General features: G+C 71.9%; 10 protein-coding genes and 2 pseudogenes. 7 read left to right on the top strand and 5 right to left on the bottom strand.

Features of this window, described 5'->3' with window-relative positions; genetic code table 11:
• Positions 1–392: 392 nt before the first annotated feature.
• Positions 393–1,556: a serine hydrolase gene (locus DIZ27_RS38620; protein ID WP_109383037.1), complete on the top strand. Its 1,164-nt coding sequence runs from the start codon at positions 393–395 to the stop codon at positions 1,554–1,556.
• A gap of 85 nt (positions 1,557–1,641) precedes the next feature.
• Here DIZ27_RS38620 and DIZ27_RS38625 read toward each other — a convergent pair whose 3' ends face one another.
• Positions 1,642–2,784 carry an ROK family transcriptional regulator gene (locus tag DIZ27_RS38625; protein WP_109383038.1) on the bottom strand — a complete coding sequence of 381 codons (1,143 nt, stop codon included), beginning with the start codon at positions 2,782–2,784 and terminating at the stop codon, positions 1,642–1,644.
• A gap of 90 nt (positions 2,785–2,874) precedes the next feature.
• Between DIZ27_RS38625 and DIZ27_RS38630 the strand changes: the two genes are divergently transcribed.
• Both DIZ27_RS38630 and DIZ27_RS38635 read left to right on the top strand, forming a co-directional pair.
• Positions 2,875–4,176, top strand: a complete 1,302-nt coding sequence (locus tag DIZ27_RS38630; RefSeq protein WP_109383039.1) for a DUF1479 domain-containing protein — start codon at positions 2,875–2,877, stop codon at positions 4,174–4,176.
• A gap of 359 nt (positions 4,177–4,535) precedes the next feature.
• A complete protein-coding gene (locus tag DIZ27_RS38635) occupies positions 4,536–5,960 on the top strand; it encodes a sugar porter family MFS transporter (protein WP_109383040.1) in 1,425 nt (474 codons plus the stop codon).
• Positions 5,961–5,968: 8 nt separating this feature from the next.
• Here the strand turns inward: DIZ27_RS38635 and DIZ27_RS38640 are convergent, their stop codons facing one another.
• Complete coding sequence (locus DIZ27_RS38640; protein WP_109383041.1) at positions 5,969–6,613, bottom strand: PhzF family phenazine biosynthesis protein; 645 nt, start codon at positions 6,611–6,613, stop codon at positions 5,969–5,971.
• A gap of 143 nt (positions 6,614–6,756) precedes the next feature.
• On the opposite strand from DIZ27_RS38640, the pseudogene DIZ27_RS49015 reads away from it, so the two are divergent.
• Both DIZ27_RS49015 and DIZ27_RS38650 read left to right on the top strand, forming a co-directional pair.
• Positions 6,757–6,885, top strand: a pseudogene (locus tag DIZ27_RS49015) (iron transporter); the annotation flags it as partial.
• The gene (locus DIZ27_RS38650) at positions 6,851–7,867 is read left to right on the top strand and encodes a hypothetical protein (RefSeq protein ID WP_109383042.1); all 1,017 of its coding nucleotides are present in this window, start codon (positions 6,851–6,853) and stop codon (positions 7,865–7,867) included. The pseudogene DIZ27_RS49015 and the gene DIZ27_RS38650, both read left to right, overlap by 35 nt.
• A gap of 60 nt (positions 7,868–7,927) precedes the next feature.
• Here DIZ27_RS38650 and DIZ27_RS38655 read toward each other — a convergent pair whose 3' ends face one another.
• Both DIZ27_RS38655 and DIZ27_RS38660 read right to left on the bottom strand, forming a co-directional pair.
• Positions 7,928–8,665: a bifunctional DNA primase/polymerase gene (locus DIZ27_RS38655; protein ID WP_109383043.1), complete on the bottom strand. Its 738-nt coding sequence runs from the start codon at positions 8,663–8,665 to the stop codon at positions 7,928–7,930.
• Positions 8,666–8,861: 196 nt separating this feature from the next.
• Positions 8,862–9,497 (bottom strand): TetR/AcrR family transcriptional regulator, encoded by a 636-nt coding sequence (locus DIZ27_RS38660; RefSeq protein ID WP_109383044.1) that lies wholly within the window; start codon positions 9,495–9,497, stop codon positions 8,862–8,864.
• 120 nt (positions 9,498–9,617) lie between these two features.
• Between DIZ27_RS38660 and DIZ27_RS38665 the strand changes: the two genes are divergently transcribed.
• Together DIZ27_RS38665 and DIZ27_RS38670 are read left to right on the top strand one after the other, a co-directional pair.
• Entirely contained in the window at positions 9,618–9,854 is a 237-nt protein-coding gene (locus DIZ27_RS38665) for a DUF6243 family protein (RefSeq protein ID WP_181383907.1), read from the top strand.
• 43 nt (positions 9,855–9,897) lie between these two features.
• Positions 9,898–10,910, top strand: a pseudogene (locus tag DIZ27_RS38670) (IS5 family transposase).
• A 19-nt stretch (positions 10,911–10,929) separates the two neighbouring features.
• On the opposite strand, the gene DIZ27_RS38675 reads toward DIZ27_RS38670, so the two are convergent.
• On the bottom strand, positions 10,930–11,958 hold the full coding sequence (locus DIZ27_RS38675) for a small ribosomal subunit Rsm22 family protein (RefSeq protein WP_109383046.1): 1,029 nt from the start codon (positions 11,956–11,958) through the stop codon (positions 10,930–10,932).
• Between the last annotated feature and the right edge of the window lie 21 nt (positions 11,959–11,979).

The raw sequence follows: 11,979 nt of genomic DNA on the forward strand, positions 1-11,979 counted from the left end.
AGCCCACACCGTTCGGCCAGCCGCATCACCGGAACCAGCCCGGCATGCGCAACCAGGTTCGGGTCATCGAACACAGCGGACACCGCACGTGGCGGCGTGGAAGAATGCATCCCGGAGATGCACCTCCGAACTGGTTGAGTAGAAGCCTAGAGAACTCCTATTTTCCCAGGTCAGAGTGCATCTCCACTTTCATGTCCAGGCACTGGACGAACCATCACCCGGTGGATCGAGGCTTAGTGGGGACGAGGCTCCCAGCCTTAGGGGAGACCCCGAGAACCGGGCCCGGAAGACGAGGGGTTGGTCTCCTCTGCATGCAGGATCTCGACGGCGTACGTGATCAACAGGATGAGGCTCGTCGGAAGCGCACCCCTTCGGGAAGCAGGAGCACTGTCATGAATGCCCATAACCATGTCCGTATCGCCGTTGCCTCCGCGTTGTTAACCGGTCTGGTTTTCGGTCCCGCTGCCGGAGTGGCCGCCGCCCATCCCGTCGGAACGGCTCCCGCGGTGGCGGTGGCGGACTACAAGGGACCCGACGTCACCGCTCTGGAGAAGGCCCTCGCCGGGATCCCCGACGGGGACATCTCTGCCGCCCTCGTCCGGGTGGGGGGCGAGGGCAGTTGGACGGGGACCGCCGGGGTGCGGGATCTGCGGACCGGGGCCCCGGCTCTGGAGCACGCGCGGTTCCGGGCCGGGTCGACGACCAAGGTGGTCACCGCGGCGCTGGTGCTCCAACTCGTCGCGGAGGGGCAGGTGGAGCTCGACGCGCCCGTCACCCGGTATCTGCCCGGCCTGCTGCCGGACTCCTTCACCAAGCCGCCGACCGTACGGCATCTCCTCACGTACACCAGCGGCCTGAAGCCCGGCGCGAACCTCGGGTCGACCACCGAGGAGATGTACGCCAACCGGTTCCTTACCCGCAGCCCCGAGCGGGTGGTCGCCACCGCCGTTGCGAAGGGGCCCGCGTTCACCCCCGGAGAGCGGCAGGTGTACCAGAACATCGACTACACGGTGCTCGGCCTGCTGATCGAGAAGGTGACGGACGACAGTTACGAGGACCAGGCAGACCTACGGATCTTCCGTCCGCTGGAGATGCGGCACACCGGCTTCCCCGCCGGACCGGACCCGCGTATCCACGGCCCGCACCACCGGGCTTACGCGGACATCGGCGGCCGGACCACGGACGTGACGGAGTGGAACATGTCCGACCGCTGGGCGGCCGGGAACATGATCTCCACTACCGCCGACCTGGAGCGGTTCCTGGTGGCCCTGTTCAGCGGCCGGGTGGTGCCGCAGCCGTTGCTCAACCAGATGTTCACCGTCCCCAAGGCCGCCGAGGACGGCAACGGCGCGGCCTACGGCATGGCGTTGGAGCGCTTCGTCCACAACGGGACGGAGATCTGGGGCAAGACGGGGTCCCGGCCCGGCTACCACACGGTGCTGGCCGCGACCCGGGACCTGTCCCGGACGGTGGTGTACTCGGTGAACGCCAAGAGCGCCCGGGAGGACGGCTTCCCGCTCCTCGCACGGTTCGCCCTGCCCGCCTTCAACCGATAGGGCCTGCCCGCACCTTCCGGGCGCCGGGAGCCGACCCCTGCCGGTGTCACGTGTGGGCGGGGACCGGCCATCCGGACGCTTCGGGTCAGGCGGACGGTGCCGGGCGGGGGGTGGTGATGATGGCGGTGCGCAGGGCCTCCACGGCTCGGGTGCGGGCGCCGGCGAGTTCGGGTTCGGGGACCCGGGCCGCGGCGACCGGGACGCTGCGGGGCAGTCCGGCGAAGTGTTCGCGGATCGCCTCGGCGATGCCCGACTCGGCGCCCCAAGCGCCTCCCAGGACGATCAGTCGGGGGTCGGCCAGGGCGACCGCCGCCGCCAGCACGCCGCCCACCGCGCGGGCCAGCGCGCCGCGGGTCCGCCGCGCCGTCGCGGAGTCGCCGAGGGCGGCCGCGCGCAGGGCGTCGACATCGATGGCGGTGGACTCGGCGCGGCGCAGGCCGAGTTCGGCGAAGACCTCGATGAGGGGCAGCGCCGTGCCCCGGGGCCCGGCGGTGAAGAGGTGGGCGATCTCGCCGGCCAACCCGTGGTGTCCGCGGCGGACTTCCGCGTCGGTGACCACCGCGCAGCCCAGTCCCTCACCGAGGTGGACGTAGACGAAGTCGTCGACGCCGAGGGCGCATCCGGTGGCGCGTTCGGCGCGGGCGGCCCAGTTGATGTCGTTGTCGACCAGCACCGCCCCGTCCACCGCACCGGCCAGCACCGCCGCCGGGTCCAGGTCCCCGACCAGGAACGGGGCGTCCGGCAGATGCACCAAGCGCCCGGTGACGCGGTCGACCGGATCGGCCGCGCTGACCACGGCCGTACGCAGTGGGCCGTGCACCCGGGGCCGGACCAGCGCGACCGCTTCGGTCAGGGCCTGTGCGGTCGCGTGCGGGCCCGGGGCGCGGCCCAGGCCGACCTCGGCGCGGGCGGTGGCAGTGCCGAAGGCGTCGACCGTCTCCGCGACGACGCCTTCGGGGCTGATGCTCGCCACCAGGGCCGCCCCGGTGTCCGCGGCCAGCGAGTAGTAGGTGCCGACCCGGCCGCGGCCGGTGGTGCGCTCGCCCGTGTCGGCGAGCAGGCCGGCCTCGCTCAGCCGCCGCACGCTGTCGGAGACCGTCGGCTTGGAGATCCCGGTCCGGGCGGCGATCTCCGCGCGGGTCAGGCGCCCTTCCTCCATCAGCGCGCGCAGCACGTTCTCGTCGGTCAGCGCGCGCAGCATTTCGAGTGACGGCTTGGCCAGTGACATGCCGAGGATTTTAGTCAGGACTCTTGCCCAAATGTGGGTGGGCGGTTAGGTTGCCGTCTAGTAAGGAGTCCTGACCAAAGGAGCCGAGCAATGACGCTGGCAACTGGTACTCAGCAGGCCGGTCTCCCCGCCCTGCCGCACTGGGAGACCACCCCCGACGACCTGGCCGCCGCCATCCGCGAGATCAAGCCCGCGCTGCGCGCCCGCATCGAGGCCTCCGGACGCACCGTCGAGGAGGTCTTCGCCGTCGTCGAGGAGCGCGTCCGCGCCCGCCTGGCCGAGATCCAGGCGGACAAGGAGCGCGGCGAGACCGTGTGGCCGGTCATCGACTACGCGGACATCGCGAACGGCACCGTCACCCCGGAGCAGCTCGACAAGCTCCGCCGCCGCGGCTGCCTCGTCGTCCGCGGTCACTTCGAGCGCGACCAGGCCCTCGCCTGGGACGCCTCGATCGTGGACTACGTGGAGCGCAACGAGTTCTTCGAGAACTACCGGGGCCCCGGCGACGACTTCTTCGGCAGCGTCGGCTCCAAGCCGGAGATCTACCCCATCTACTGGTCGCAGGCCCAGATGGAGGCCCGCCAGAGCGACCGGATGGCCAACGTCCAGTCCTTCCTCAACTCCCTGTGGAAGCACGAGTCCGAGGGCGTGCAGTGGTTCGACCCGGACCACGACGCGCTGTACCCCGACCGCATCCGCCGCCGTCCCCCGGGCGCCGACTCGGGCGGGCTCGGCACCCACCTCGACCCCGGCACCCTCGACCTGTGGATGACGCAGGCCTACCAGCAGGCCTTCCGCCACCTGTTCGACGGCAGCGTCGAGGAGTACGACCCCTGGGACGCCGCCCACCGCACGGCCGGCCCCCAGTACCCCGGCTCCACCATGTGCTCGGCGTTCCGCACCTTCCAGGGCTGGACCGCCCTGTCGGACATGGACCACGACCAGGGCGTCCTGCACACCGTCCCGATCCCCGAGGCCATGGCGTACCTCATGCTGCGGCCGCTGCTCCCGGACGTCCCGGACGACGACATGTGTGGGGTGACCACCAACCAGGTCTTCCCCGCCGACGAGAAGTGGCACCCGCTCCTCATGGAGGCCCTCACCGGCATCCCCGACGTCAAGGCGGGCGACTCCGTCTGGTGGCACTGCGACATGATCCACAGCGTCGCGCCGGTCACCGACCAGAAGGGCTGGGGCAACGTCATGTACATCCCCGCCGCCCCCTGGTGCCCCCGCAACGAGGAGTACTCGGCGAAGGTCCGCGAGGCGTTCCTGACCGGCTCCAGCCCCAGTGACTTCCCCGAGGAGCACTACGAGCGCGACTGGACCGACCGCTTCGACGTCGACCGGCTCAACGAGACGGGCCGACGCGGCCTGGGCCTCGACGACTGACGGACCCGCCCCCCGTGCACCGGGTCGGCGCCGAAGCCTCTCGGCCGGCACGACCCGGTGTGACTCCACGTGACACGGCCGGACGGCGCCCGGCCCTCCCCAGCCCGGTCCTTCCCGGACGGCGGACGGGCCGGGCGCCGTCCGGGCCCGGGCCTGCTCAAGCGCCCCGATCGGCCGATCGGTCGATCAGCCATCCCCCTGCTTCCCACGTCCGGAAGCCGGGCCCCACTTCTCTTCCGAACCGAGCGCCGCCTCCGCCGTATGCGCACCTGCCGCGGCGCTCCCTGTCCTTGCTTCCCGCGCCTCGCTCCTCACCCGAGGCGGACGGCAACGACACACATCACCACAGGAGTCCGTAGGTGACGAGCACAGCACAACAACCTGCCGCCGGGGGCCTCGCGGCCCGGCCGGACCGGCTGCGTCACGTCGTCTTCGTCGCGGCGTCCGCCGCCATGGGCGGCTTCCTCTTCGGCTACGACAGCGCCGTGATCAACGGCGCCGTCGAGGGCATCAGGGGACGGTTCGACGTCGGCGCCGCCACGCTCGGCGCCGTCATCGCCATCGCCCTGCTCGGCGCGGCCGCCGGCGCCATGCTCGCGGGACGGCTCGCCGACCGCGTCGGCCGCCTCCGGGTGATGCAGCTGGCCGCCCTGCTCTTCCTGGCCAGCAGCATCGGCTCGATGCTGCCGTTCACGGCGTGGGACCTGTCCTTCTGGCGCATCGTGGGCGGCGTGGCCATCGGCATGGCCTCCGTGATCGGCCCGACGTACATCGCCGAGGTCGCGCCCACCGAGTACCGCGGCCGGCTCGTCTCCTTCCAGCAGGCCGCCGTCGTGCTGGGCATCGCCGTCTCCCAGCTGGTCAACTGGATGGTGCTCTCCCTCGCCGACGGGGACCAGCGCGGCAGCCTGCTGGGCCTGGAGGCGTGGCAGGTCATGCTCGGCATCGCGGCCGTCCCCGCCCTGGTCTACGGTCTGCTGGCGCTGCGCATCCCGGAGTCGCCGCGCTACCTGATCTCGGTCGGCAGGACCGGCGAGGCCAAGGACGTGCTGCGCACCCTCGAGGGCGCGCAGGTCGATCTCGACGCCCGGGTGGCCGAGATCGAGCAGGCCGCGCGCAGCGACAAGGCACCGCGGTTCAAGGACCTCCGCGGCCGTTTCGGCCTGCTGCCGATCGTCTGGGTCGGCGTCGGCCTGTCGGTCTTCCAGCAGTTCGTCGGCATCAACGTGATCTTCTACTACAGCTCCTCGCTGTGGCAGTCGGTGGGCATCGACCCGTCGAGCTCGTTCTTCTACTCGTTCACCACCTCGGTCATCAACATCGTGGGCACGGTGATCGCGATGGTGCTCATCGACCGGGTCGGCCGCAAGCCGCTGGCCGCGATCGGTTCCGCCGGCATGGCGGTCTCCCTCGCGGCCGTCGCCTGGGCCTTCTCCTACAAGACCGGAACGGGCGACGACATCTCGCTGCCCGACACCCAGGCCGCCGTCGCACTGGTCGCCGCCCACACCTTCGTCCTCTTCTTCGCCATGTCCCTGGGCGTGGCGGCCTGGGTGCTGCTCGGCGAGATGTTCCCCAGCCGCATCCGCGCGGCCGCGCTCGGCGTCGCCGCCTGCGCGCAGTGGGTCGCCAACTGGCTGGTCACCGCGACGTTCCCGACCATGGCGGAGTGGAACCTGTCCGGTTCGTACGTGATCTACGCGATCTTCGCCACGCTGGCGGTCCCGTTCATCCTCAAGTGGGTGCCGGAGACCAAGGGCAGGACGCTGGAGGAGATGGGCTGAGCCCAGGCTCAGCGCTCCAGGAGCACCCGGCCGCCGATCTCGGTCCAGCCGTGCGGCTGCGGTGCGGTCAGGATCTGGGAGCCCGCGCCCTGAGTGATGTTCAGGGCGCGGCCCAGCCGGTCGGTGAGCAGGAGGGCGGCGGCACCGGTCGCCTCGTCCTCGTCGATGCGGTCGTCCCGGCCGGGGAAGGCACGGGCACGGATGCGGCCCGCCGCCTCGTCCTCCCAGGCCCAGGCGTAGATCCACTCCCCCTTCGGGGGTACGGCCAGGTCGTCGACCTCGGTGGCGGTGGCGTACTGGCGCAGGGTGCGCGGCGGCACCCACTCCGCGCGCGCCTCGATCCAGCAGAACTCCCCGTCCTGCCGGGCGCCCACCACCCCTGCCGGGGTGACGAGTTCTGGTACGTCGAGCAACCAGGCCGCGCCGACGCACGGGTGGCCGGCGAAGGGCAGGCGCAGGGTCGGGGTGTAGATGTCGATCACCCCGCGCTCGGGGTCGTCGACGAACACGGTCTCGCTGAAGCCGAGTTTCGCGGCGAACTCCTGCCGGTCGCTCCGCTCGGGCATCACCGAACCGTCGCGGACGACGCCGAGTTCGTTGCCGTACCCGCCCCGGGGGCCGCAGAAGACGCGCACCACGTCGTAATCAGTCACCGGGGCATTCAAGCATCGCGGGGGCGCGGTGCCGGTCCTCCCCACCAGGGACGGCTGACGCCGACGGGCCCCGGCCCGGCCGCTTCCCGCTCCTGCTCCCGCTCCGGCTCCGCGGCTCCGGCTCCGGCTCCGGCTCCGGCTCGGTCACGGTGTGGCCGCTGTGTCCCGTCCGCGTGTTCGTGCCGTACCTCGTCCCGGTAGGGTTCGCCTCCGGGAAGGGGAAGGTGAAGGAACCGGATGTGCAGGGATCTCGGCCTTCGAAGGCTCCGCGGGTTCGACCGGGGCGCGCTGCTCGCGGCATCGGTGACCGCTCTGTCGTTGACGGCGAGCGGCTGCGTGGTGGTGCACGGCGAGCGCGAGGTGCTTCCGGCCACCACCCGCGCCGAAGCCGCGCAGGCGCTCCAGGATTTCACGGCCGCTTACAACAAGGCCGATGAGGCGTACGACAGTTCCCTGGACGCCGAGTACACCACCGGCGCGCTCGGCGACATCGACAAGGCGCGGCTGACGGCCGGGAAGGCCAACAACCCGGACGGCAACCCCGGGCACTCGCCGCTGAAGCTGACGGACGCGAAGTTCACCATCCCCAAGAAGGCCGGCTGGCCCCGCTGGTTCCTCGCGGACGCGGCGGGCAACAAGGGCGGCGGCGTGCGCTGGCTGCTGGTGTTCACCCGCGGCGGTCTCGAGGAGACCTGGGAGGCGGCGTATCTGACGCTGGTGGCCCCGGACGACATACCCGAGTTCCCGCTGGACAAGGACGGCTGGGCCGAGGCCGTCCCCGCGAACGCCACCGATCTCGCCGTGCCGCCCGGCGAGTTGAGCGCGACCTACGCGGCGTACCTGAAGGACGGGAAGGGCGGCGAGGACGGGCAGGGCGGCGGTGCCGCCTTCGCCGAGGGCCCGCACACCAGCGCGTGGCGGGCGCTGCGCACCAAGCAGTCGGCGCGGCCGGGACTGGCCACGCAGTACATCGACGAGCCGCTGACGAACGGCGACTACGCGCCCCTGGCGCTGCGCACCGAGGACGGCGGGGCGCTGGTGTTCTTCACCACGCGCCACTACGAGAAGCAGACCGCCGCGGACGGGGCGTCCGTGCCGACCCCGAACAAGGACGTGCTGGCGCTGACCACGGGGGAGATCCGGCAGACCCTGACGATGGAGTTCGTCTCCAACGAGGTGGCCCTGGCCCCGGGCGACGGCCAGGTGGAGATCCTGGGGCGGATCCAGGGGCTGACGTCGGCGAAGGGCGAGTAGGGCCGGGGCCGCACGGTCCGGACAACCCCGAACAACTCGAACAACCCGAACAACAGGGCCTTATCGACGCAGGGGCCAGGCAGTGGCCGCCTGGTCGGGGTGCTCGACCGCGTGGCGGGCGCAGGCGTCGGTGAGGTACTCCAGCAGGCTCAGCGGGTCGGGCAGCGGATGCTCCGGACCGCGTACCCAGTGCACCGACCGGTTGTCGTCACCGGGCAGCCGCGCGGGCGGTACCAGGACGTAGGAGCCGCGGCAGTGCCAGCGCAGGCCGGGGTGCTCGTCCATGGTCTCGGGGTGGCAGTCCAGCTCGCACGGCCACCACTCGTCCTCGTCCTCGGGGGTGCCCCGGGTGAGGGTGAAGAACAGTATGCGGCCGTCGTCGCTCTCCGCGACGGGCCCAACCTCGACCCCGGCCGCCAGCAGGCGTTCCAACGCCTCGCGACCGGCGTTCAGGGGCACGTCGAGTACGTCGTGCACCATGCCGGTCGCGGTGATGAAGTTGGCCTGCGGCTGGTGGCGGGCCCAGCGCTCGATCTGGGCGCGGTCGGTGGTGGACTGCGTCTGCCAGGCGAACGAGACCGGGTGCCGGGCGGGGGTGGGACAGCCGACGCGGTCGCACGAACATCGGTATCCGGCAGCGGGGTGGGCGGCGGGCGCGAGCGGCAGTCCCGCCTCGGCGGCGGCGAGCAGCAGTTCCTCACGGCCGCCTTCGTCGACGGCCGGTTCCGGGCGGCGGCCGCGCAGCCACCGGGAGAGTTTGCCCTGCCTGCCGGTCCTGCCGCCGAACTCCGCGCTCATCTAACTCCTCGCCTCGCCGTCGTGCCCCTCAGCATGCCCTATGGTCCCACCATCGTGCGCATCGGGGGGCCGGAGCCCACAATAGGCGCACCTGGGACAAGCGGTGCACGGACCGGACGAGGGGCGCCCCGGGGGGCGAAAGGTACACCCCGGGGGTACGCCGGTGCGACCGGGGAGGCGTCGCGGACGCCCCCGGTCAGCGGGGGGCGAGGCCGTACAGGGCGTAGTCGACGAGGGTGTCGGTGTACTCGTGGGTGATCGGTCCCGTGTACTGCAGCCAGCGCTGGGCGAGCGGGGAGACGAAGAGTTCCAGGGCGATGCGCGGGTCGATGCCGGGGCGGACCTCTCCGGCCTCCTGCGCGGAGCGCAGCCGGTCGACGTACAGCTGGAGCGACGGCTCCAGCAACTGGGCGACGAACCTCCGGCCGAGCTCCTCGTTGACGACGCCCTCGGCGGCCAGCGCGCGGGACGGCGCCTCGAACGCCGGGTCGCGCAGTTCGTCGACCGTGGCCCGCAGGACGAGTTTGAGGTCGGCGGCGAGGTCCCCGGTGTCCGGGATCACGTACTTCCCGCCGCCCTCCGGCTCCTGTCCGGCGGTGCGGGCGGCCTGTTCGCTCAGGTCGAGGAACGCCTCCAACAGGACGTCCGCCTTCGACGGCCACCACCGGTAGATCGTCTGCTTGCCGACGCCGGCGCGGGCGGCGATGCCCTCGATGGTGGTCTTCGGGTAGCCGACCTCCACGACCAGGGCGATGGCCGCGTCGTAGATGGCACGGCGGGAGCGCTCACTGCGGCGGGTGGAGTCGGGGGGTGCGGGGTTGTTCGTGGCCATGGGTCGAATTTATCAGGTTGACAAGACGCCGCGTCTCGCCTGACAGTGAGGGAGACCGGACCGAGACGATACGTCTCGTCACCTGCGTCCGCAGAGGGCGCTCACCGGAAGGAGACCACCATGTCCCGAGGCGGAGCCGGAAACATGCTGGGCGTCGGCGGCACCCGGAAGCACCTCGGCCGCGAGGCCCTGCGCGGCGGGGGACGCGACGGACGCGTCGGGGGCGGCCTCGACCCCCGGGCCCGGAAACGCGAGCTGCTGCGCAAGCTCCAGGAGCAACGGAAGGAGCAGCAGAGGCAGCAGGAACAGCGGGAGGACCGGGACGGAGGGGACGCCGGGCGGGAAAGCCGGCCCTAGGGCGTGTACGGAGTCGTGATCACTGGGCTGGTAGAACACTCGTGTGGCGAGACGCGAGCTGAGTGATGACGAGTGGGCGCTGGTCGAGCCGTTGCTGCCGATCGGCGCCTACGGTCCCTATCCGCATCGACTGCGGGACCAACTCGAAGGCGTGATCTGGAAGTTCCGGTCGGGCGGCCAGTGGCGGGAGATGCCGACCGAGTTCGGCCCGTGGTCGACGGTGTACGACCGCTTCCGGCAGTGGCGTGACGCCGGGGTGTTCCAGGCCCTGATGGACGCGATGATCGCGGAAGCCGCCCGACGGGGTCAGGTGGATCTCTCGCTGGTCAGCATCGACTCGACCACGGCCCGGGCCCATCACGACGCGGCGGGCATGGTCGTCGACGAGAAGGTCCTGGCCGCGCTGGAGAAGGCGGTGGCGGAGGAAAAAGGGGCCGCAGCGGGGCGCAAAAGGATCAGGAAGGTGCAGAGCCGGCAGACGGGGCAGACGGAGCCAGGGGCCTGACCCATGCCGAGCGGCGGCAGCGCCGCCGACGGCTCCGGGCCCGTCTGAAGGTCGCCGCGCTGGGGCGTTCCCGCGGCGGGCTGACCAGCAAGGTCCACGTCGCGGCCGAACGGCGCTGTCGGTCGCTGTCCTTCGTCCTCACGCCCGGGCAGGCCGCGGACAGCCCGCAGTTCGTTCCCGTCCTGGGCAAGGTCAGGGTGCCCGGTCCGGTGGGCCGTCCGCGCACCCGTCCCGACGCGGTCGCCGGCGATAAGGCGTACTCTTCCCGTGCCAACCGTGCCCACCTGCGCCAACGAGGGATCAAGGCGGTCATCCCGGAGAAGAAGGACCAGGCGGCGAACCGCAGGAAGAAGGGCCGCCGGGGCGGACGGCCCGTCACCTGCGACGCGGAGCTCTACCGGGACCGCAACACCGTTGAACGCCTGATCAACAAGCTGAAGGCGTGGCGCGGGATCGCCGCCCGCTACGACAAGACCCCCGAGAGCTACCTCGCCGGACTCCACCTGCGTGGAGCCGTCATCTGGATCCGCAGCCTTCAACCAGCACCATGATCACGACTCCGTACACGCCCTAGCTCCCGCCGTCAGTTCCGTCGTCGCCGGCCGCCGGCGGCCAGGGGGCGCCCCAGGACGTGTCCCTCGCCGCCCGGTACAGGTCGCCGTGGCGCTTGGTCACGGTGGTGCGGCTCAGGGCCGGGTCCCTCTCGCAGAGGTCGAGGAGGACCTGGCCCTTGCGGATCTGCGGCTTGCGGACGACGCGGGCGGCGGCCGGGGCGGCGGGCAGGCGGGTGGCGGCGACGTAGCTGAACTTCTCGTCCTCGTAGGGCAGGGAGCCCCCCTTGACCTGGCGGTGCAGTGAGGAACGGCTGACCCGGGCCGCGAAGTGGCACCAGTCCGTGCCGGGGACGATGGGGCAGGCGAGGCTGTGCGGGCAGGGGGCGGCGACCCGGAAGCCGGCCGACACCAGCCGGGCGCGGGCCTCGATGACCCGGGTGTAGCCGTCGGGGGTGCCGGGTTCGACGATCACGACGGCCTGCGCGGCGCCGGCGGCGGCGTCGACGAGGGCGGCGCGGTCGGCGGCGGTCAGTTCGTTGAGGACGTAGGAGACGGTGACGAGGTCGGTGCGCTCGAGGGTGAGCTCCGTGCCGATGCGGGAGCGGTGCCAGCGGACGTCCTTGAGGGCGGGGTTCGCGACGGCGAGTTCCCGGCCGAGGGCGAGTGCGGGTTCGGCCCAGTCGAGGACGGTCACCGGCCGCTCCCCGTCCCAGGTGGCGCTCACCGCCCAGGCGGCGGCGCCGGTGCCGCCGCCGATGTCGACGTGGTCGCCGGGCGTCCACCCGGGCACGGCGTCCGCGAACGCCGCCAGCGCCGACCGTACGGCCTCGAACGTGGCCGGCATGCGGTACGCGGCGTAGGCGGCGACGTCCGCGCGGTCCCGCAGGATGGGCGCCCCGGTCGGGGTGGCGCCCCGGTAGGTGGCGATCAGCCGCTCGACGGCCTGCGCGGCCCGCCGCGGCGGGAGCCCGTCGAGCAGTCCGGCGAGCGCGCCGCGCAGGACGTCAGCGGGAGAGACGGGAGAGGCGGCAGCGGGGTCGTTCACCTGGAAATTCTATGGCGCGGG

The organism is Streptomyces sp. NWU339 (genome assembly GCF_003143855.1).
GTDB lineage: Bacteria > Actinomycetota > Actinomycetes > Streptomycetales > Streptomycetaceae > Streptomyces.

Excerpts from the sequence above, each read along its gene's own strand:
- DIZ27_RS38650 (WP_109383042.1), top strand. The coding sequence starts at position 6,851 with ATGTGCAGGGATCTCGGCCTTCGAAGGCTCCGCGGGTTCGACCGGGGC.
- DIZ27_RS38625 (WP_109383038.1), bottom strand. The coding sequence starts at position 2,784 with ATGTCACTGGCCAAGCCGTCACTCGAAATGCTGCGCGCGCTGACCGAC.
- DIZ27_RS38630 (WP_109383039.1), top strand. The coding sequence starts at position 2,875 with ATGACGCTGGCAACTGGTACTCAGCAGGCCGGTCTCCCCGCCCTGCCG.
- DIZ27_RS38620 (WP_109383037.1), top strand. The coding sequence starts at position 393 with ATGAATGCCCATAACCATGTCCGTATCGCCGTTGCCTCCGCGTTGTTA.
- DIZ27_RS38665 (WP_181383907.1), top strand. The coding sequence starts at position 9,618 with ATGTCCCGAGGCGGAGCCGGAAACATGCTGGGCGTCGGCGGCACCCGG.
- DIZ27_RS38660 (WP_109383044.1), bottom strand. The coding sequence starts at position 9,497 with ATGGCCACGAACAACCCCGCACCCCCCGACTCCACCCGCCGCAGTGAG.
- DIZ27_RS38655 (WP_109383043.1), bottom strand. The coding sequence starts at position 8,665 with ATGAGCGCGGAGTTCGGCGGCAGGACCGGCAGGCAGGGCAAACTCTCC.